The sequence below is a fragment of the Persicimonas caeni genome (assembly GCF_006517175.1).
In the GTDB taxonomy this organism is placed as follows: Bacteria; Myxococcota_A; Bradymonadia; order Bradymonadales; family Bradymonadaceae; genus Persicimonas; species Persicimonas caeni.
This window is the reverse complement of sequence record NZ_CP041186.1, coordinates 1,925,009-1,944,034: the sequence shown is the minus strand read 5'-3', so window position 1 is coordinate 1,944,034 and position 19,026 is coordinate 1,925,009. Positions and strand designations below refer to the sequence as shown.

Sequence of the window (19,026 nt, the reverse complement as noted above, 5' to 3'; positions counted from 1 at the left end):
ATCTTGCCCTCGTGTACGAGAGCAGGAATGCACGCGCCCCGATGTCCGCAATTTAGGCTGGGATCAAAGCAGCAGGACGCTGTTCAGGAGGTACAGCGCAGAGGAGGGCTTGGGCTGCAAGGCTGCAGCAGGCGCAAGCTCGTCAGGCGCGCGCGCCAGCGGGATATCGACCTGGATATTGGTCTGCGCAGCGACCGGCGCCCCGAAGGTTACGGTGCTCGCGGTCAGCGACACCGCCGCGCCCGGCTCGCCGTCGTCGGGCGTCAGGTGACATCCGCACGGGTGCGAGGTGGACGTGGGCGCAGCCATCGGCGAGCAGTCGTGCCCGTCTGCATGGCCGGCCGACGTCTCTTCGACGCTCTGACAACACGCATGCGTGTCCGACCCGCCCGCCTCGACGGCAAACGCCGCCGACAGCGGCGCCGTCAGCACCAGCAGCAGCGCCGCCAGGCCGCTCAAAAAGCCGGCTGCCGTCATCAGACGGCTCTGTAGTCTCGGTCGGGTCATCGTGTCGTCGTCTGGAAACTCGCTCATCGCGATAATCGTCTCATAAACAAAGCTAAGTCATTGGGACTTCCCGGAAAGTCTAGCCTCGAGAGCGGCTGCCTGCGCCGGCGAAGGCGTAGCTCGGGGAGCATCTCGTCAATCGCCAGACTTCGCTTGGGCTAATCCTGTGGTAAACAGCCTGTTTCCGTATCCGGGATTGACATCTGCTCGCTCGCAACGAAACTCTCCATCCGTCGCCCGTTGGGTTGCCTCGGCGGGTCGTAATCAGTCACATTTTTGGAGGATATATTATGCGAAGCTTGGCACGGATGTTGACGGTTCTGTTGGCGCTCTCCTTCGGCGCGGTCGCTCTGACCGGCTGCGAGAAGCAGGGCGGTGAAGAGGGCGAAGAACACGCCGTCGTCGAGAGCGGCACCTACACGGGCACCGTCAAGAAAGTGAAGGCCGACGAAAACGAGATCTACGTCGACGCCGACGGCAAAGAGCTCGAGCTCTACTTCATTGAGGAGACCAAGCTGACCAAGGGCGGCGAGGCCGTCGAGTTCTCGGCGCTCGAAGAGGGCCAGAAGGTCGAGGTCGAGGTCAAGAAGGTCGGCAAGCGCCTCGATCCGCTGTCGGTCACCATCGTCGAGTAACCCTCCGAGCTCGGTAGATTAGATGTCCGACTTGCCCAGCATTTGGCGCACCGAGCTCATCCACCCGCTCGTCGTCCACTTTCCCATCGTCTTGCTGATGTGCGGGACCTTGGCCTGGTTGGCCGGGCAGTGGGTCGGCCGGTCGAGCGACCAGTCGAGCGACCAGTCGAGCCGTTGGTCCTTCCTGCTTCCTGCAGGGCGACTGATGCTCGCCGTGGGCGCCGTCACAGCCTGGGCTGCAGTCTACACGGGCGACCTCGCCGATACCGAGGTCGCCCGTACTCTGTGCGACCCAACGGTCGTCGAGGCACACGAGGAGTATGCCTTTGTCGTCGCCGCCGTCTTCACCGGCGCGATTCTCCTCGACTGGGCCGTGGTCTTGGTCGAAAAGCTCCAACGTTGGCGCACCCCTCTTTCCCTCCTCATCGGCATCGCCCTCCTGGGGGCCAGCGGGCTTCTCGGCTACGTCGGCCACCTCGGCGCGAGCCTCGTCTATCAGCAAGCAGCAGGTGTGTATCGCCCCTCGCAGATGTGCACCGAATTCGAGTAACTCCCACCGACAATCCTAGTAGGGGGACACCGAGATTCGATTCACCTTCGCCGGACTAGCACCACCAGCTTCGGCGCTCACTCCTCGACGATGCGCTGCATCGCCTGCGGGATTCGCATCCAAATCTGGCGGCGCTATCCTCGCCGAATGGTTGAATCTCACTTCGGTGTCACCCCACTAGCGGGCCTCCTCTTCGTTGGCCTTTGACCTAGCCGCCGGGGTGGACATCGTTCGAGAGTATGGGCGGTCCGACGGATCGACCGCTCTCGAGAGCGATTTCGCAACCTCCGATTTCGTAACATCCCAGGGCGGCTCCATGGACAAGTTTAGCGATCGAGAGGACGCCGGCCGGCAACTCGCGCAGGCGTTGCAGCATTATGCCGAAGAGCACCCGATTGTGCTCGGGCTTCCCCGCGGCGGGGTGCCGGTGGCCTTCGAGGTGGCGCGCGCGCTCGGGGCGCCGCTCGACGTGTGGGTGGTGCGCAAAGTCGGCGCGCCCTGGCAGCCCGAGCTCGGGGTGGGGGCGGTGGCCGAAGACGACAACGTCTACCTGTCCCACGCGATGCTCGCCCAGCTCGGGCTGAGCGAGGACCGCTTCGCCGACGCCATCCGCGCCAAGCACGGTGAGGTCGAGGAGCGGGTGCGTAAGTTCCGAAAGGAGCAGCGCACCCCGCGGCTTCGCGACCGCACGGTCATCCTCGTCGACGACGGCATCGCCACCGGCGGCACGGTGCGCGCGGCCATCCATTCGGTGCGCAGCCACGCGCCTCGTCGCCTCGTGCTCGCCGTGCCGGTGGCGGCCCAGCAGACCGTCGCCGCGCTCGAGGGCGAGGTCGACGAGCTGGTCGCTCTGAAGGCGCCCGACGATTTGCTGGCCATCGGCTTCTGGTACGACGACTTCCGACAGGTGCCCGACGAGGAGGTCGTGCGCCTCCTCGATCGCGCTCGCGACGAGCTTCCCGCCGCCGAGTACCGCCCCTCCGGCGGCGAGTCCCACCCGAGGAGTTCGCCATGACCGGCTCGCATCGATCGCCCGCCGAGCCCCTCGCCGTCTTCTCGCTGGCGAGCGGAGGGCCGCTTGTCGAGCGCATCTGCGCGCGGCTCGGCGTCGAGCCGGGGCGTCACGAGGAGCGCGACTTCGAGGACGGCGAGCACAAGATCCGCCCGCTGGAGAGCGTGCGCGGCCGCGATGTGTACGTGGTCGAGTCGCTCTTCGGCGACGACGCCCTGTCGGTCAACGACAAACTCGTGCGCATGCTCTTCTTCTTAGCGGCGCTTCGCGACGCCGGCGCGCGTCGGCTCACCGCCGTGGCCCCCTACCTGTGCTATTCGCGCAAGGACATGCGCACCAAGCCGCGCGACCCGGTCTCGAGCCGCTACGTCGCCAGCCTATTCGAGGCGGCCGCCATCGACCGCATGGTCACCGTCGACGTGCACAACCCGGCGGCGTTTCAAAACGCCTTTCGCATCCCCACCGAGCACCTGACGGCTGCTTCGGCGTTCGTCGACACGTTCGCCTCCGTGCTCGGCGAGCGTCCGGCGGTGGTCGTCTCGCCCGACGCCGGCGGGGTCAAGCGAGCCGAGCGTTTTCGCCAGGCCCTCGAGAAGAGGCTCGACGCCACGGTGGGCTTTGCGTTTCTGGAGAAGTTTCGCAGCGAGGGCGTGGTGCGCGGCGGCACCGTCGTGGGCGATACGCGCGACCGGGTGGCGATCATCATCGACGACCTGATAAGCAGCGGCGGGACGCTGGCGCGCGCGGCCAAATCGTGCCGCGAGCAGGGGGCGACGGCGGTGTACGCTGCGGCCACTCACGGGGTCTTCTCGGCCAACGCCAGCGTCGTGCTGAGTGAGTCGGCGCTCGAAAAGGTGGTCATCCTCGACACGATCCCGCCGCGTCGCGTCGACCCCGAACTCCTCGAGGAGCGTATCGAAGTGGTCGATTGCGCGCCGCTATTGGCCGACGCCATCCGTCGGCTGCACGACGACGAGTCCCTCGTCGAGCTCACCGGCCTGTGAGCCGATTCACGACAACTGGTCGATGAGGCCGAAGTACCGGCGAGCCCGGCGGCGGTGCCGCTCGGAGTCGTCGAGGGCGTCGTCGTCGAGGTGCCACGCCGCGATCGCCGCCCGGACGAGGGCGTGATAGGCGCCGTACACCCCAAAGAGCGCCTCGGAGACGGCGTCGTCGGTGAGCCGTCGGTAGGTGGCGAACAGCTCGTCTGCGATCCATCCGGCGCCCATCCGCCGGCACTCCATGGCGAGGAAGGCGAGCTCGGAGGCCGGGTCGAGCAGGCGCAACGAGCGGTCGAACTCGAGACGGTCGATGATGACCGGCTCGAACTCCAAGCAGACATGCTCGGGGCGGAGGTCGCCGTGAGCGTCGACGATGCGGTCGGCGCGTGCCTCGAGCTCGGCCCGATGGGCGTCAACGCCCGCAAGCAGGTTCTGCGCCGCACGGGCGACCTCTCGCCTCGCCAGCCCATAGTGGGGTTGCGCGAGCGAGCTTTGCTTGGCCTCTATATCGGAGGTGATGGACGCAAGGTAAGTCGCCGCGTCGGTCGGGGCGGGGTGGGCGTCGGCGTAGAACCCGCACAGCTTGGCGGCCACCTGCGCGACGTCGTCGGGGCGCACCTCGCCGCGCTCGATGCAGGCGTCGAGCATCAGCGGGTCGGCGAGCCGGCGCATCTCGACCAGCCAGTCGACCGTCGCGCCCTCGCCCCCGATGTGGATACCCCAGGACGACTCCACCAGCGGCGTGACCCCCAGATAGACACTCGCGGCTAGCCGCTGGTTGAGCGCGCGTTCCTGCTCACAGCCGTGTCGTCGCGCCTCGCAGGACGTGTAGTCGAGCAGCGGTGTACGCACCGGCTTTTTGAGCTTGTAGGCGCGGGTCCGGGTCAAAAACACCCACGACATATGCGTCTCGAGGGCTTCGACCGTGCGAACCTCGCCCGGGTAGGCCTGCGGGCGACGCAGCGCGGCGACCTTGGCGGCCAGCCGGTCGGGCGCGCCGTCGGGCGTGTCGACCCAGCCTTGCTGGGGATTGGCTTGCTGGGGATGGGTGTGATGGCGTGATGGGCGTTGTGACATGGTCCGCCTCCAAGGTTCGGAGCGAGTGCATGCCCCCGCACCGAACACGAGAGCAAGATGCCCCCGCACCGAAGTCGTCAGATGCCCCCGCACCGAAGTCGTTCGGGGCGAGTGCTACCAACCAATGGGGTAAACGCAACGCCGCGCCCGGCCACCGCATCGAAGCCAGTGTGACTGCGTGGCGATGCGTGCTACGTTGCCCGCCGAAAGTTCAACGACCCCCGACACTCAGACGTATCGGCCATGGTTCCTACAGCAGAAAAGCAGCTCTCCGGATGGGGGCAATATCCCAAAGCGCAGTGCAAGATCACCCGTCCGGAGCGTACCCGCGAGATTCTCGAGAGCGTCGACCCCGAGGGCACCATCGTGCGTGGGTTGGGGCGAAGCTACGGCGACTCGGCGATCAACGACCGGGGCATCGTCGTCGACCTGACGCGCATGGACCGCTACCTCGACTTCGACGCCGACAGCGGCGTGCTCACCTGCGAGGCGGGCGTGAGCCTGGCGGCGATCCTGCGCGACTTCGCCCCGCGCGGCTTCCTGCCGATGATCACGCCGGGCACCAAGTACGTGACCGTGGGCGGCTGCATCGCCAACGACATCCACGGCAAGGCCCACCACGTCGACGGCACGTTCGCCAACTGCGTCGAGTCGATGCAGATCTTGACCGCCGCCGGCGAGGTCGTCACCGCCAGCCGCACCGAGAACCCCGAGCTGTTCTGGGCGACCTTCGGCGGCATGGGCCTTCTCGGCATCATCCTGACGGCCACGATTCGGCTGCGCCCGGTCGAGACGACCTATTTTCGCCAAAAGGCCATCCGCGCCGAGAGCCTCGACGAGATGCTCGACGCGCTCGCCGAGTACGACGCCAAGTACCCGTACTCGGTCGCCTGGATCGACCCCTTGGCCACCGGCGCGCGCCTGGGCCGCGGAGTGCTGGTCGTCGGCGAGCACGCTCCGCTCGACGCGCTGCCCGCGAAGATGCGCCGCGAGCCGCTGTCGGTGTCGGGCCCGCCGCTGCTCGAGGTGCCGTTCGATATGCCCTCGCAGTCGCTCAACCCGGTGACGCTTCGCATCCTCAACAAGATCATCGAGACGATGCAGGCCACCCCCACGCCCGTGGCTCACTACGAGAAATTCTTCTACCCGCTCGACTTCGTCGGCGAGTGGAATCGCGGCTACGGAAAGCGCGGGTTCACCCAGTACCAGTTCGTCATCCCGTTCGACGACGGCCGCCGACGGCTGCGCGCGATCCTCGAGCGCATCGCCCACAGCGGGTTCTGCCCGTTCCTCAACGTGCTCAAGCGCTTCGGCGACGAGGCCGAAGGGCACCTGTCGTTCCCGCGCCCGGGCTACACGCTGGCGATCGACTTTCCGATCCGCGACGGCCTCGAGGCGTTCTTGCTAGAGCTCGACGAGATGGTCCTCGACGCCGACGGGCGGGTCTACCTGGCCAAGGACGCCTTCACGACCGCCGAGCACTTCGCGCAGATGTACCCGCGGCTGGACGAGTGGCGCGAGGTTAAGAATAAATGGGATCCGGAGCACGTCTTCACCTCGAACCAGGCCCGACGCGTCGGTTTGGCGCGCTAATTATGGGAGGCAGGGCTTCTAGCCCTGGTTGCAAAGGCGCACGGGGTTGCAACCAGCGCTAGAAGCGCTGCCTCCGAAGAACGGCCCCTTTGACACCTTTGGGAGAATACGATGCGACGACTTTTTGGCTGGGCTGTACTCGCGGCGGCAACGGTGGTCTTCGGCGCCGCGCCGGCGTCCGGACAATCGAAGCCCGCGGGCGACGACGAACTCGTTTTCACGGTGACCGGGCTGAAGGACGCCAGCGGCCAAGTGCGCTGCGCCCTATACAACAAGTCGAACTGGCTCGACGAACCGGTGGTCGAGGTCAGCGCCAAGATCGTCGGCAAAAAGGCGACCTGCCGGTTTGAAGACGTCAAACCGGGCACCTACGGCCTGGCCGCCTACCACGACGAGGACGCCGACGACGAACTCGACACCAACCTGGTGGGGATTCCCTCGGAAGGGCTATGCGCCTCGCGCAACGCCAAGGGGAGCTTCGGGCCGCCGGACTTCGACGACGCCAAGTTCAAATACAAGGGCGGCAAGAAGAGTCTGACGGCGAAGATGACTTACTGAACGACAACGGTCGTGTAGTTACTTAATGCAAGCCGACGGGCGACACGCAGCGTTGGTACCCCTGCCGGTCGAAATGCTTAGAGCTGTAGCGCCCCTCGGGCCGGTAGTTGCGGTACATGCAGTGCTCGTGGCGCTCTTCGATGCGAGACTCGCAGAAGTGTCGGTCCTGCAACTCGAGGCACGCCTCGATGGCCCGTTGCTTCTCCTGCTCGCCCTCGTCGTTTCGCTCCAGGTGCTGGTAGACCAACATCCCGAACATCAACGCGATGGCGACGAGCGCCATCTGCCCCGAATTCTCGTTCCAGAAGTCAGTTGAAAAGATACTCAGCATGCGTCACTCCGGCCTGTCGGTTCGCGATGGGCCCAGTGTAACGCTTGTGTGGGCGCGAACACAAACCGCCGCCGACACGGTGTCAGACACCATGTTCGTTCGGCCTTGCAGGGTGGTGGCGCCCTCTAAACGAGCAACTAAGGATTTTGGGGCTGCGAGTTGGAACGCACTCTCGATACGCAACCCCTAAGTCCTTAATTGCCAAATAGAAGGCGTTCCGAGCCAGCTGACACGGTGTCAGACACCGTGTTCATCCGCCTTTGTGTCGTATTTGAACATTTTGGGGTGGTTCTGGGTAAGGTTGTGTGGTTTTGTCTGTCGTCCCTCAACTCTTCAGGAGAAGAGCATGCGCAATCTTTCCCAGAGTGTTTGCTTGTCGCTCGTAGTCGCAATTTCGCTGTCGTTCGCTGGATGCCAGGAAGATGGAGCCGACCAGGACGCGGTCGAACGTGCTCGGCAGCATGACGCGTGCGTGAACAGCGACGGGGAATTCGTCAAGCCCGACAACCCGAACGGCAACAATCCGTTCCTAAGAGTGGAGAGTGGTCAAAACTCCGGTTTCCAGAAGGGGCGGAAGTTCCGGAATTTCGCTCGACCGCATATGGAGTCCTATTCAGGGCTCGACAACTGGCTGTACGAAGGCGAGCACTTCGTGATGGATATCGGACGGGTGCATTACGGCGTCGGCGACATCGACGGGACGATGATGGTCCTGCTCAATTTCGAACCGGTCCTCTTCAAAGTCACCGAGGTTTCGTCTGCTGACGGCTACCCGAGCATTGCGGACCTCGAGTTGGAGGATGAGGACTCTTTGGTCATGCAACAGTCGATGACGTTTGAAGACGGGGTCCCCTTCAACGGCACCCTCGCGGTTCCCGCATCTTCGTTTACCAAGGGCGCTGGAGCGTATGACCTGCGCGTGGTCTTCATTCCGGACGTTACACCATCCGAGGAGACTGGCTTCGACCCATACCTCAAGGCCATTCCCGGCTACGCATATCGGGTCTTTTATGGAGGGTGCGAGCCTACGAGGTCACCGTCAATCCGCGAAGCAACCACAGAGAGCGCCTCGTGGACGCCGCTCACGAAAAATTTGGTGGACTATTCGGATTTTCTCTTCTTAACCCCACCTGACTCGGTCTACTCATGGGAAGAGGTGGCGGGTCCAAACGATATCCAGTTGTACCAGCGGTTTCAGTCCGCTGATGAGACACTGGAGCTTACCCTGTATTCGCTACTCACAGAGATCGATGAAGAGCGGGGAATCGATGTCGAAGATGTCGTCTATATGGTCTTCGAGGGTGACCAGATCTTCGATACGTTCCGCATGAAACCTGCCTTCGAGGGTGATTACGGAACGAGAGACTATTACGCGTCGACCGATCAAAAACCGGTGGCGCGAATCGAAATCCCGACGGCGGGCAAAGACGCTGCTCAATACACGGTGGTCGCTTTCCTTAATCCCGCCGGGGCACCGGTGGTGGGGGCTCCCATTGGAGTGAAGACGTCGAATACGTTGTCGTTCGAATTCGTGGGGGAATGAACGGGAACCCGGTTCCCCGCGCCAACACGGTGTCAGAGACCGTGTTCGTCCGACGCAAACGTCTTCCGCACTGCCGCGCCCAGCGCGATGAGTGCGCATGCGGGGGTGACGAGCCCCACTGGCGCCTCCATCACCCAGGCGGTCGCGCCGCTGATGGCGCACCACAGCACCGGGACGATCAAGAGCAACCAGCGCGGGCGGCGGGCCATCAAGACGAAGCCCAGCGTGGCGATGACGGTCGGGTCGGGGGCGATGCCGAAGAGCTCGGCGCCTTTCCAGTCCTGCACGCCGGTCAGGGGTTCGAGCAGCGGGAAGATCGCCAGTGCGAACACCACCAGCCCCACGCCTACCCAGCCTGCCGGGTCGAGCGGGCGGTTTTGTGTGCGGTCGGGGGCGCGGCCAAGCTCGCGGTCGAGGCCGCCGAGCGCGCCGATGATGAGCAAGAGCGCGCTCTGGGCGATGAACGCCCAGCCGAAGTAGGTGCCCGCCCAGTTCAGGTTGGCGTAGAGCTCGAGGAAGAAGGCGTAGCCGACGAAGGTCCAGCAGATGGCCAGCGCGGCGCCGACCAGGCGGCCGAAGCCGCGCCAGGCGAGCCAAAGGGCGGCGGCGCCCAGCAGGAGGGCGACGAGGTGGGCCGGCCACCACCCCTCGTTGAGGCGCACGAAGAGGCGGAAGTAGACCTCGGGCAAGAAGGGGAAGAAGTCTTCGAGCGAGTATGTGGACAGGTCACCCATGGCCGTCATTTACGTCACAAGGAAGCCACGTATTCGAGCATGCGCTTGCGGGTCTTGGCGTCGGGGAGCTTGCCGCGGGCGGCGCCCATATTCTCGCGCATGTGCTCGACCTTCGTGGTCGCCGGGATGGCGCAGGTCACGGCCGGGTGCGAGACGATGAACTTGAGCAAAAATTGCGGCCAGTTCGCGCACTCGATCTCGCTCGCCCACGCGGGCAGCTTGTGCTTGCCCTGGTAGCGGTCGACGAGGCCGCCGCCGCGAAACGGGCGGTTGGCGATGACCGCGATGTTGCGCTCGGCGGCCAGGGGGAGCAGGCGCTCTTCGACCTCGCGGTCGATCATGTTGTAGGTGAGCTGGACGAAGTCGAGGTCCTGGGTCTTCATGACCTCCTCGAATTCGCCGTGGCGCCGGCCGTGGGACGTGGTGATGCCCACGTAGCGGATCTTGTTGTCGGCCTTGAGCTTTTGCAGCTTGGGCAGGTGCTCCTGCCAGGCGACCAGGTTGTGCACCTGCATCAGGTCGAAGCGCGGGATATCCCACTCCTTGCGCGACTCGACGATCTGCTCGACCGTCTCGTCGCCGTCGCTCGTCCACACCTTGTCGGCCGCGAAGAGCCGCTTGGGGTCGCCCAGCTTGTTCAGCCCCCAGCCCAGCGCGTCTTGCGACGAGCCGTACATCGGCGAGGAGTCGATGATGCGCCCGCCTCCCTTGAAGAAGGCAGCGAGCACCTCCGTGCGCTGTTTCAAGAGTTCGGGGTCCCCGCCGACGTTGAACGTCTGCCAGGTGCCCATGCCGATGACCGGCATCTGCTCGCCGCTCGACGGAATCTTCTTTGTGATCAAGTCGTCGGGCGAGGCCTGGGCGCCAAAGGGAAAGAGCGCCGCGGCGGCCACGCCGCCGCCCAGAGCGGCCAGCATCGTGCGTCGGGTGATTTTGTCCATCGGTTTCTCCACTGCTCGATCGAAAAGCCCGGGACGATGGTAACCACTGGGAGGGCGCTGTAAATGGCGATAGCGGGGTGGACAGGCGAGGTCGGCGGCCTTGCAGGTCGCTGCACTCCTGCAAGGCCACCTCTTTTGCCTGCAACGCCTCCAGTCACACATCAATTTTATCCAAAATCGCCCTCCGGCGCCCTCCACGGGCGGGAATGGCAACAGCAACCCTTCTCGAACCGAAGAAGCACTCTTACTTTCCGCTGTAGAGAGACGAAAGACCGAGCGATGTCCCCGGGGGGTGGCATCCGAACGCAGTCAGGTTTTTGCATCAACGTCGACTCCAGTCACGGAGAAGGCAGCGCGGGAGCGCCGTATGTTGTCCCCGCACGATGAGCTGTTCGAAGCTCCCCGTGGGTAGCATCGCGCTCCCTCAGTGCGCCAACGCATTCTCGAGGGGGATTTTGTGAACGAGACGAGAGTTCAACGAGTATGGTCCATGGCTCTGGCGATCCTGTTCGCCTGGGGCCTGAGCGCCTGCGGTGAAGCGGAGACGGGTCCCGTGCCCGCCGACCGTCAGCCCGGCGCTCAAGAGGCGACCGAAGGAGCCGACGGCTGTCAGGTCTTCGCCGACACCGTCAACATCCGCTCGGCCGCAGATCTGGCGCAGTTCGAAGGGCTGAGCTGTTTTGAAGTCGAGCGCCACCTGTTCGTCCAAGACACCACCGACATCACCGACTTGAGCGCGTTGAGCGGGCTTCGCAGCACCGGCGGCTTTATCGGCATCGCCGACAACGAGGCGCTCGAGAGCGTAAGCCTGCCCAACCTCGAGGAGACCGGCGAAGGCCTGGTCGTCGAGGGGAATATGGCGCTCGAATCGATCGAGTTTGCCGGGCTGCGCCACGTCAACGGCTACCTGCACGTGTTCAACAACCAGGCGCTGACCTCGGCGAGCTTTCCATGGCTGCTGGGCGTGGGCGACGACGTCATCTTTGCGGGCAACGACGCGCTGGCCAGCCTCGATTTGCCCCGGCTGACGTGCGTGATGGGGCGCTTTATCTTCGAGCACTCCGACGGGCTCGAATGCCTGTGCTTGCCCAACCTCGTCTTCGTCAACGGCGACTTTCTGGTCTACTTCAACGGCTCGCTGCGCAGCATTTCGGCGCCGGTGCTCACCACCGTGTGGGGCGACGTCAATATCCGGCGAAACCCGCAGCTCGAGCACGTCGACCTGTCGTGCCTCGACCAGGTGGCCGGCGACTTCATGATGGTGCACAACCGCATGCTCGCCCAGTGCGAGGTCGACAGCTTGGTCGGCGACATCAACACCATCGGCGGCGACACCGTGACCGGTGACAACGCGCAGACCTGCCCCGACGAGCCGACGACTGCGGAGGACGTCGGATGCGCGAGCTGCGCGACGAGCATCTGCGTGGAGGATGCGCCCGACGGCGACCTGCCGGGCGATGACGATGACTTGCCGGGTGACGACGATGACGACGTCGGCGTCCCCGACGCCGGTACGCCCGACGCCGGTACGCCTGACGCGGGTACGCCCGACACCGGCTCACCCGACGACGGCGGCGGCGTCCCGGTTCCGCCCGACACCGGAGACGATGACGACGGTACGGGCGACGACGATGACGACGATGACGACGATGACGACTCGTCGGGGAGCGTCGCGATTCAATCGATCGGGCTGGAGGGCAACCCCAACAGCACGATCAGCTCGTATCTGAACCTGCAGACAGCCCAGCCGACCTTCGTGTCGGTGACGGCGACCAGCGGCGGGCACACCTTCGAGCTCAATTTCGACGAGCAGACGCAGACCGACCATCGTCTGGGGCTCATCGGCTTTCGTGCCGACCGCACCTACCAACTCGACGTGCGCGCCTACACCCCGGGCGGCGCCGAGACGACCCGCCAACTCACCTTCGAGTCGGGGCCGCTCCCCGACAACTTCGCCCCGCTCGACGTCACGGTCAGCCGACCCGGTCGCACCGATTCGGGCATTATTCTGTTCAACCTGAATCGGTGGAACCCGGGCATCGATGGCTCGTGGAGCTATATCGTCGGCATCGATATGGACGGCGAGGTGGTCTGGTACCACAAGCCCCGGTATCGCGCGCAGGACGTCGAGTTGCTCGAAAACGGCAATATCGCGTTCAACTCCAATATCTCGACCATCTTCGAGATGAACCTGATGGGCGAGGTCGTCAACGAGTGGAGCGCCGAGCAGTTGGGCGTCGATTATCTGCACCACGAGGTCCACGAGTTGCCCAACGGCAACCTGGTGACGCTGGCCTCGGAGAACCGCTCCATCAGCGGATACGGCGAGGACGGCAACACCACCTGGGAGGTCATCGGCGACATCATCGTCGAGTTCACCCGCCAGGGGCAGGTCGTGCGCAAGTTCTCGACCTTCGACTTCCTCGATCCGTACCGCTGGGGCGTGGGCGGGTTCTTCGGAACCTACTGGAACTCGCGCTACCGCGACGAGGCCTCGTCGACGCGCGACTGGACGCACGGGAACGCCGTGCACTACGTCGAGAGCGACGACTCGTTCCTCTTCTCGGCTCGCCACCAGGACTGGGTCATGAAGATCGACCGTCAGACCGGCGAGTTGATCTGGCGACTGGGCGCCGAGGGTGACTTCGCGTTGACCAACGGGGAGTGGTTCTACCACCAGCACGACCCGATGATCACCAGCGACGGCACGCTGATGCTGTACGACAACGGCAACCTGCGCCCCGGCTTGCAAGCCGGCGAGTTTTACAGCCGTGCCGTCGAGTACTCGCTCGACGAGACCGGCGCCGACGCCGGCTCCAACTCGCAGGGCACCGCCACGCAGGTCTGGGAGTACACCGAGAACAACTCGTTCTACTCGGCTTTCGTCTCCGGCGTCGACGAGATGCCCAACGGCAACGTGCTCATCGCCGACGGCGCGCGCACGATCGACCAGACGCTCGGTGCGACCGACCCCGACAACCAGTTGTTTACCCGTATCGTCGAGGTGACCGACGATCCCAACCCCGAGAAGGTCTTCGAGGTGATGATCCGCGACGATAGCGGTCAGTACGGCTACACGATGTACCGCGCCACGCACTACGACGTGCTCGGTGTGGCGCCGTCGTTCTGACGTCTCAATCTCGGCTCTAGAAGCCCGTCTCGAGGCCGGTGGTCACGCACATGGGTGACCACCGGCCTTTTCTACGGATGAGGGCGTACGACTTGCGCATAGACGTCGGGGGCGAGCCTAACAACGAGGCGAATTGCTCGTCGAGTGTGACGTTCGTCGACTCCAACTTCGACGGCAAGGCGTGCGTGCCTCCTTCGAACTGAGGCGAACTATCGTCCTTTGAAGTTCGCCTCGCGGCGCTCCAAGAAGGACTGGAGGCCTTCCTGGGCATCTTCGGTCTGCATGATCGCGGCGGCTTTGGGCAGTAGCGTCTCGGCGGCGGCTTGCTGACCATCCTCGACGGCCACACGCGCCGTCTCGAGCGTCGCCTGCACGCCCAGAGGCGCCTGAGACGCCACGCGATCGCCCAGCTCGACGGCGCGATCGACGAGCGCATCGGCCTCGACGACTTCTTGGACCACGCCCATACGCCGCGCCTCGTCGGCCTCGAACTCGTCACCCGTCAGCAAATAACGCATCGCGTCTCCCCAGCCGGCGACCTGCGGCAAACGCAGGGTGCCGCCGCCGAAGGGGAAGATGCCGCGCTTGATCTCGATTTGCGCGAACTTCGTGCCGGGGGCGGCCAGGCGGATGTCGCTGGCGAGCATCAGCTCGAGGCCGATGGTCAGGCACCATCCGCGTGCGGCCATGATGACGGGCTTGGAGCGTCGCGGCTCGCGCAAGCCGAACGGGTCGACCATGCCTTCGGGAAAGAGTGGCGCGCCCTGAGCGACCGCGGGGCCGACGTCACCCAGGTCGAGCCCGCTCGTGGTGTGCTCGCCATGGGGGAAGACCACCGCGCACCACAACTGGTCGTCCTCTTCATACGCGGTGTAGGCCTCGGCCAGCTCGCGCAGCATCTGGCGGTCGAAGGCGTTCATCTTGGCCGGCCGGTTCAGGCCGATCAAAAAGAGGTGGTCGCGTCGCTCGGTGGTAATGCGCGGCTCTTTCGTGTCGCTCATCGTCGTCTCCTGATTGAAGGCGTAGGGCGTGGATTTCGAGGCGTGGGGCAAACCTTAGCACGAGCACACCGTCGAGCCACCACGCCACCTATTCGCCACACCCCACGCCTCAGGTCATCGGCAGTCGACGCGCCAGGGCAAGGTCGACGACGACTGACGATTGGGCACGAGTTGCCCGTGACTCCCATCACCCCAGCAATACAGGTGACCCGAGCGGCTCAGCGCGCAAGTATGCGCCTCGCCGGCGGTGACGTCGGTGAACTCGTGGCGGATGCGCACCGGCCGCGGGCGGCTGGACGCGTCGCCCGGGGCGTCGGCCCCGAGGCGGCCGTCGACGTCGCTGCCCCAGCAGAAGAGACGACCGTTGTGGGCGATGGCGCAGGTATGCGTGGTGCCGGCGCTCAGGGCCAAAAACTCGAGGTCACGACTCACCTTTTGCATCTCGTGGGTCGGGGTGCGTGTGTCGTTGCCGAGCTGGCCGTAGCTGTTGTTGCCCCAGCAATACGCGCGGCCCGCGCCGGTCAGCCCGCAGGTGTGGTTGGCGCCGGCGTCGACGAAGATGAGCGCCTCGGGCGCGTCGACTCGCGTCGGGCGCGGGACCATGTCGAGGCTGTCGTGGCCGGCCTGGCCGAGGATATTCGCGCCCCAACACAGCACGTCGCCGTTCGTGCGGGCGGCGCAGGTGTGGAAGTCGCCGGCGGTGACGTCGACGAAGTCTTGCACCGTGTCGTCGATGCGCACCGGTTGGGCGCGGTCGTCGAAGGTGCCGTCGCCGAGTTGGCCGTAGTCGTTTCGGCCCCAGCAGTAGACCTCGGCGTGCTGGGTGAGGCCACAGGAGTGGGCGTTGCCGGTGGCGATGTCGATGAACTGCAGATCCTCCGAGAGGCGCACAGGCTCGTCGGCCTGGCGAGGGGCGTCGGGGCCGACCTGCCCGTAGCGGTTATCGCCCCAGCAGTAGGCGGTGCCCTGGCGGGTCAACGCGCAGCTATGCCAGGCGCCGGCGCTCACCTCCCAGAACCGGTCGAAGCCTTCGCGAAGATCGGTCTCCAGGGTCTGTTTGCCCCAGCAATGCACCGTTCCCTCTGTGTCGACCGCGCAGGTGTGGCGTCCGCCCGCGGCGACGCGGCCCCCTTCGAAGGGGTTGTCGACCACGCCGTCGCAGTCGTTGTCGACCCCGTCGCACACCTCGCGCCCTCCGTTGGAGAGCGCGCACTCGCAGCCGTCGACTTCCTGAGGACCGTTGGCGTCGCCGTAGCCCGACACGCACGCATAGCGGCACTGGCCTTCGGGCGAGCACCAGTGCTCGGTGTTGGGAAGCGGGGCGCAGTCGTCGTGTACCGTGCAGGTGCTCGTCGACGCGGCCGGCGTGTCGGCCGCATCGGCCTTGCCGGAGAGCGAGGTGCCCGTCGACGTCTGCTCCTGCGAGGGCGGCGGCGCGGGGTCCTCGTCCACCAGCGAGCAGCTCGAAGCCATCAGTAGCGAAACCACACATCCCATCGTTGCCATCAGAATCTGAAATTGCATCGGTTCTCTCCTGTATCTTGTCGGCCTATGTTCATTCGAACACGGCCGGCCATTTGCCAGTTAGTTTCGTGAGCAGCCATCGCGATGGCCCTCACTTACTGTTTTCGGCAAAATCGCAAAATCGTTGCGTGCAGGAGGTCGATATCGCGGCAGGAAGGGCTTCCTGGGGCGATTTTTTCTGATCGGGATCGTGGGGACAACACGGTGTCAGACACCGTGTTTTTGTCTCAATCAGTGCGTGGGCATCTTGCCCTCGTAAGGCAATCGGTGCGTGGGCATCTTGCCCACGTGATGCAATCGGTGCGTGGGCATCTTGCCCACGTGATGCAATCGGTGCGTGGGCATCTTGCCCACGTGATGCAATCGGTGCGTGGGCATCTTGCCCTCGTGATACAATCGGTGCGTGGGCATCTTGCCCACGTGATGCAATCGGTGCGTGGGCATCTTGCCCACGTGATGCAATCGGTGCGTGGGCATCTTGCCCTCGTGAGCCACAGGAAGGCTCTAGCTGTGCAACCCTAAGACGCCGTCGAAGGGGAGGACGACGGCCTCGGCGCCGGCGTCGATGATCTCTTCGACGAACCCGGGCAGGTCGACGCCCGGCAGGCATTTGGGTTCGGCTTCGTAGGGGGTGAAGAACCAATCCCAGTGGCATGCGACGACGATTTTGGGTTCGAGCAGCGCGACCGCCTCGGCGACGTAATTGGGCCGATACTTGCGGCCGATGGCGCACAGGCAGAGCACGTCGGCTTTAAGCCCCTGCATCTCGTCGGCGAAGAACTCGGCGGTGTCGATGTGCACGATGCGCACGCCGGCGAGCTCGATATGCCAGTTGAGCACGAGGCCGTGGCGCAGGTCGGTCACCCGCGCGGGCCACGGCGGCGGCTCGGGGATATCGCCGGGGAGGCTGACGCGGTTGAAGTAGACGCGGCCGTGCTCGGAGGGCAGGCCGCGCAGTGTGCCCGGTCCCGTGGCGATGGCCTCGCGGCCGCGCGTCTCGACGATTTGCGAGGCGCTCAAGCCAGCAGCCCGCGCCACGTTGCAGGCGTCCGGCGAGCCGATGAAGCGCGCGCCGGTCTGTCGGCACAGGCAGGGGGCGTCGAGGACGTGATCGTGATGGGCGTGGCCGATCACGACGTCGTCGGCGTGGGGGATGACCTGGGCGATGCGTCGCTCGTCGGGGACCAGCGGCTTGAAGACCGTCTCGCGCAGCCCTGGACGCGTGATGAACGGGTCGAGCACGATGGTGTGCCCGGCGCCCTCGACGACGAAGCCGGCGGTGCCCAAGTAGCGAAGTCGCACGTCGGCGTCTTCATCCACCGGTGCACGGTGATAGAGCGAGTCGGGCACGGATTTGAGGAACATGGCACAGCGGGCTCGTGGGGATCACAACGTGCTCGGTATCATACGCCAGCGCGCCCGATGTGCAACGAGGGTTGACCGACGCAGCGAGGAGCGACGATGATGGGCGCAGACTAAATCCATCCAACTTGGGTGCAGGAGACAATGACGATGAACGACTTTCCTCCGAAGGACGGACCTCTGGATGAACAGCCGCCGCCGACCTCGGCCATGGAGGCGGTCACGCGTCGTTTTATGCGCCTGTTGGGGGAGGAAGGCTCCCCGTTGACCGGCATCTGGGTGCTCATCTGTGTGTGCAACCTCGGCGTGGTGGCGTTGGGGGCGGCGATTCAATACCGCGTCGGTGTGATGCCGTTCGACTTCGAGATGTTGCAGGACCCGGCCGCCGTGCGCCGGCTGTCGCAGCAAGCTCAGGGCATCAGCATCGCTCGCGTGCTCAATATGCTGCTGACGGTAGTCGCAGTGACGATGTACTCGGCCGGGTTTGCGCCCATGCGTTTGCTCGAAAGGGAGGGCGCCGAGAAGTTGGGCTTTAGCGAACTGCGCACCGAGATGTTCTCCAACTTCGGCAAGACGGCCTTGGTGACGCTCATCTACCTCGTCATGGTCGGCCTGGGTGGCGTGTGCTGCATTTTGCCAGGTCTTGTCGCCGCCTTTCTCTTTTTGCCGGCACCCTACATGACCTCGGCAATGGGCTTGGGCGTGTTCGCCTCTCTTTCGGAGTCGCTGCAGTGGGTCAAGCGCCACTGGCTGCTGTTGGTGGTGGCCGTGGCGGTGTCGATGCTGATGGCCGTGTTCATGATCGCGGCGCAGTTTATGGCTGCGCCGGTGCTCACGGCCATGTTCGGCAAGACTGGCATCTTGTTGGTGAACGGACTGACGTGGCTGCTGGGCGCAATCGTGGGCTACTTCGGGTGGATGTTCTCGGGCGCCGTCTACATCACCATCGACCTCGCCGAGGAGCAGCATCGCGGGTGGTGAACACCCGCAATCCTTCGACTTTCGTTCGGTGCGTGTGCTTCCAGCGCTCGCAGGCGAGGGCAAGATGCCCCCGCACGTGCGCTGGAGAGTTTAGACAGCGCGATGGTGAGAGTCCATCCGGGGCAAGTTCCGCCCCGAAGTTGAAGGTAACTGCGTCGCCGCGAGGCGGGGTGGGAAGCAACCGAGGTAACGAAGAACCAGTCCGTAGCGAAAGCGAACTCGATTCAGCCAAAGGCACTCGGCGAGCCTATGTGCGGCCGGCGAAGCCCGGATGCCGACGAGCGGTAAAACAGATACGGGAGAAGGGCAAAACCCGTACCCCAAAGCCCACGGCCCCGAACAGACACGGCTCGGTTCGAGGGAACGAAACAGGAGCGTACGCTCGAAGGAAGCCACGCGCACCAAGGAACACACGGTGACGCGATGGGAGTGCATGGTGGTTGGAGACAGAATGGTTCTTAGTGGCTGTCTAGATGAATCCAGGAGATCTGCCGACGGGTCAAAAGACGCCGGCAGAAGTCAGAGCATTCGTAGTAGCGAGGAAAC

The 19,026-nt window shown here is 64.7% G+C and carries 18 protein-coding genes; 9 read left to right on the top strand and 9 right to left on the bottom strand.

Features of this window, described 5'->3' with window-relative positions; translation table 11 throughout:
* Positions 1-63: 63 nt before the first annotated feature.
* On the bottom strand, positions 64-534 hold the full coding sequence (locus FIV42_RS07280) for a hypothetical protein (RefSeq protein WP_141197033.1): 471 nt from the start codon (positions 532-534) through the stop codon (positions 64-66).
* Positions 535-797: 263 nt separating this feature from the next.
* Between FIV42_RS07280 and FIV42_RS07275 the strand changes: the two genes are divergently transcribed.
* The 4 genes from FIV42_RS07275 to FIV42_RS07260 all read left to right on the top strand — a co-directional run bounded on the left by FIV42_RS07275 (position 798) and on the right by FIV42_RS07260 (position 3,708).
* Positions 798-1,142, top strand: a complete 345-nt coding sequence (locus FIV42_RS07275) for a PepSY domain-containing protein (RefSeq protein ID WP_141197032.1) — start codon at positions 798-800, stop codon at positions 1,140-1,142.
* 22 nt (positions 1,143-1,164) lie between these two features.
* Positions 1,165-1,692, top strand: coding sequence for a DUF2231 domain-containing protein (locus FIV42_RS07270; RefSeq protein ID WP_141197031.1), 528 nt, complete (start codon positions 1,165-1,167; stop codon positions 1,690-1,692).
* A 316-nt stretch (positions 1,693-2,008) separates the two neighbouring features.
* Positions 2,009-2,707, top strand: coding sequence for a phosphoribosyltransferase (locus FIV42_RS07265; RefSeq protein WP_141197030.1), 699 nt, complete (start codon positions 2,009-2,011; stop codon positions 2,705-2,707).
* On the top strand, positions 2,704-3,708 hold the full coding sequence (locus FIV42_RS07260) for a ribose-phosphate diphosphokinase (protein ID WP_141197029.1): 1,005 nt from the start codon (positions 2,704-2,706) through the stop codon (positions 3,706-3,708). The genes FIV42_RS07265 and FIV42_RS07260 overlap by 4 nt, the downstream gene beginning before the upstream one ends.
* Before the next feature lie 6 nt (positions 3,709-3,714).
* Here the strand turns inward: FIV42_RS07260 and FIV42_RS07255 are convergent, their stop codons facing one another.
* On the bottom strand, positions 3,715-4,782 hold the full coding sequence (locus FIV42_RS07255; protein WP_141197028.1) for a hypothetical protein: 1,068 nt from the start codon (positions 4,780-4,782) through the stop codon (positions 3,715-3,717).
* 243 nt (positions 4,783-5,025) lie between these two features.
* Here FIV42_RS07255 and FIV42_RS07250 point away from each other — a divergent pair, with 243 nt between their 5' ends.
* Positions 5,026-6,375: an FAD-binding oxidoreductase gene (locus FIV42_RS07250; protein WP_141197027.1), complete on the top strand. Its 1,350-nt coding sequence runs from the start codon at positions 5,026-5,028 to the stop codon at positions 6,373-6,375.
* Positions 6,376-6,486: 111 nt separating this feature from the next.
* Positions 6,487-6,933, top strand: a complete 447-nt coding sequence (locus FIV42_RS07245; protein ID WP_141197026.1) for a DUF2141 domain-containing protein — start codon at positions 6,487-6,489, stop codon at positions 6,931-6,933.
* Between the two features lie 22 nt (positions 6,934-6,955).
* Here FIV42_RS07245 and FIV42_RS07240 read toward each other — a convergent pair whose 3' ends face one another.
* Positions 6,956-7,264: a hypothetical protein gene (locus FIV42_RS07240; RefSeq protein WP_141197025.1), complete on the bottom strand. Its 309-nt coding sequence runs from the start codon at positions 7,262-7,264 to the stop codon at positions 6,956-6,958.
* A 346-nt stretch (positions 7,265-7,610) separates the two neighbouring features.
* Here FIV42_RS07240 and FIV42_RS07235 point away from each other — a divergent pair, with 346 nt between their 5' ends.
* Positions 7,611-8,807, top strand: a complete 1,197-nt coding sequence (locus FIV42_RS07235) for a hypothetical protein (RefSeq protein WP_141197024.1) — start codon at positions 7,611-7,613, stop codon at positions 8,805-8,807.
* 32 nt (positions 8,808-8,839) lie between these two features.
* On the opposite strand, the gene FIV42_RS07230 is transcribed toward FIV42_RS07235, so the two are convergent.
* Together FIV42_RS07230 and FIV42_RS07225 are read right to left on the bottom strand one after the other, a co-directional pair.
* Entirely contained in the window at positions 8,840-9,550 is a 711-nt protein-coding gene (locus FIV42_RS07230) for a DUF6064 family protein (RefSeq protein WP_141197023.1), read from the bottom strand.
* A 5-nt stretch (positions 9,551-9,555) separates the two neighbouring features.
* Positions 9,556-10,482, bottom strand: a complete 927-nt coding sequence (locus FIV42_RS07225) for an aldo/keto reductase (protein WP_141197022.1) — start codon at positions 10,480-10,482, stop codon at positions 9,556-9,558.
* Positions 10,483-10,972: 490 nt separating this feature from the next.
* Here FIV42_RS07225 and FIV42_RS07220 point away from each other — a divergent pair, with 490 nt between their 5' ends.
* Positions 10,973-13,612, top strand: a complete 2,640-nt coding sequence (locus FIV42_RS07220) for an aryl-sulfate sulfotransferase (protein ID WP_141197021.1) — start codon at positions 10,973-10,975, stop codon at positions 13,610-13,612.
* A 209-nt stretch (positions 13,613-13,821) separates the two neighbouring features.
* On the opposite strand, the gene FIV42_RS07215 is transcribed toward FIV42_RS07220, so the two are convergent.
* The 4 genes from FIV42_RS07215 to FIV42_RS07200 all read right to left on the bottom strand — a co-directional run bounded on the left by FIV42_RS07215 (position 13,822) and on the right by FIV42_RS07200 (position 17,502).
* On the bottom strand, positions 13,822-14,613 hold the full coding sequence (locus FIV42_RS07215) for a crotonase/enoyl-CoA hydratase family protein (RefSeq protein ID WP_141197020.1): 792 nt from the start codon (positions 14,611-14,613) through the stop codon (positions 13,822-13,824).
* Between the two features lie 114 nt (positions 14,614-14,727).
* Positions 14,728-16,137 (bottom strand): RCC1 domain-containing protein, encoded by a 1,410-nt coding sequence (locus FIV42_RS07210; RefSeq protein ID WP_141197019.1) that lies wholly within the window; start codon positions 16,135-16,137, stop codon positions 14,728-14,730.
* 231 nt (positions 16,138-16,368) lie between these two features.
* The gene (locus FIV42_RS07205; protein WP_141197018.1) at positions 16,369-16,614 is read right to left on the bottom strand and encodes a hypothetical protein; all 246 of its coding nucleotides are present in this window, start codon (positions 16,612-16,614) and stop codon (positions 16,369-16,371) included.
* A gap of 27 nt (positions 16,615-16,641) precedes the next feature.
* A complete protein-coding gene (locus FIV42_RS07200; protein WP_141197017.1) occupies positions 16,642-17,502 on the bottom strand; it encodes an MBL fold metallo-hydrolase in 861 nt (286 codons plus the stop codon).
* Positions 17,503-17,649: 147 nt separating this feature from the next.
* Between FIV42_RS07200 and FIV42_RS07195 the strand changes: the two genes are divergently transcribed.
* On the top strand, positions 17,650-18,480 hold the full coding sequence (locus FIV42_RS07195; protein ID WP_141197016.1) for a hypothetical protein: 831 nt from the start codon (positions 17,650-17,652) through the stop codon (positions 18,478-18,480).
* Positions 18,481-19,026: the final 546 nt, after the last annotated feature.

Bases quoted from the DNA above. Each gene is read 5' to 3' on its own strand.
- FIV42_RS07280 (WP_141197033.1), bottom strand. From the start codon at position 534: ATGAGCGAGTTTCCAGACGACGACACGATGACCCGACCGAGACTACAG.
- FIV42_RS07275 (WP_141197032.1), top strand. From the start codon at position 798: ATGCGAAGCTTGGCACGGATGTTGACGGTTCTGTTGGCGCTCTCCTTC.
- FIV42_RS07270 (WP_141197031.1), top strand. From the start codon at position 1,165: ATGTCCGACTTGCCCAGCATTTGGCGCACCGAGCTCATCCACCCGCTC.
- FIV42_RS07265 (WP_141197030.1), top strand. From the start codon at position 2,009: ATGGACAAGTTTAGCGATCGAGAGGACGCCGGCCGGCAACTCGCGCAG.
- FIV42_RS07260 (WP_141197029.1), top strand. From the start codon at position 2,704: ATGACCGGCTCGCATCGATCGCCCGCCGAGCCCCTCGCCGTCTTCTCG.
- FIV42_RS07255 (WP_141197028.1), bottom strand. From the start codon at position 4,782: ATGTCACAACGCCCATCACGCCATCACACCCATCCCCAGCAAGCCAAT.
- FIV42_RS07250 (WP_141197027.1), top strand. From the start codon at position 5,026: ATGGTTCCTACAGCAGAAAAGCAGCTCTCCGGATGGGGGCAATATCCC.
- FIV42_RS07245 (WP_141197026.1), top strand. From the start codon at position 6,487: ATGCGACGACTTTTTGGCTGGGCTGTACTCGCGGCGGCAACGGTGGTC.
- FIV42_RS07240 (WP_141197025.1), bottom strand. From the start codon at position 7,264: ATGCTGAGTATCTTTTCAACTGACTTCTGGAACGAGAATTCGGGGCAG.
- FIV42_RS07235 (WP_141197024.1), top strand. From the start codon at position 7,611: ATGCGCAATCTTTCCCAGAGTGTTTGCTTGTCGCTCGTAGTCGCAATT.
- FIV42_RS07230 (WP_141197023.1), bottom strand. From the start codon at position 9,550: ATGACGGCCATGGGTGACCTGTCCACATACTCGCTCGAAGACTTCTTC.
- FIV42_RS07225 (WP_141197022.1), bottom strand. From the start codon at position 10,482: ATGGACAAAATCACCCGACGCACGATGCTGGCCGCTCTGGGCGGCGGC.
- FIV42_RS07220 (WP_141197021.1), top strand. From the start codon at position 10,973: ATGGCTCTGGCGATCCTGTTCGCCTGGGGCCTGAGCGCCTGCGGTGAA.
- FIV42_RS07215 (WP_141197020.1), bottom strand. From the start codon at position 14,613: ATGAGCGACACGAAAGAGCCGCGCATTACCACCGAGCGACGCGACCAC.
- FIV42_RS07210 (WP_141197019.1), bottom strand. From the start codon at position 16,137: ATGCAATTTCAGATTCTGATGGCAACGATGGGATGTGTGGTTTCGCTA.
- FIV42_RS07205 (WP_141197018.1), bottom strand. From the start codon at position 16,614: ATGCCCACGCACCGATTGCATCACGTGGGCAAGATGCCCACGCACCGA.
- FIV42_RS07200 (WP_141197017.1), bottom strand. From the start codon at position 17,502: ATGTTCCTCAAATCCGTGCCCGACTCGCTCTATCACCGTGCACCGGTG.
- FIV42_RS07195 (WP_141197016.1), top strand. From the start codon at position 17,650: ATGAACGACTTTCCTCCGAAGGACGGACCTCTGGATGAACAGCCGCCG.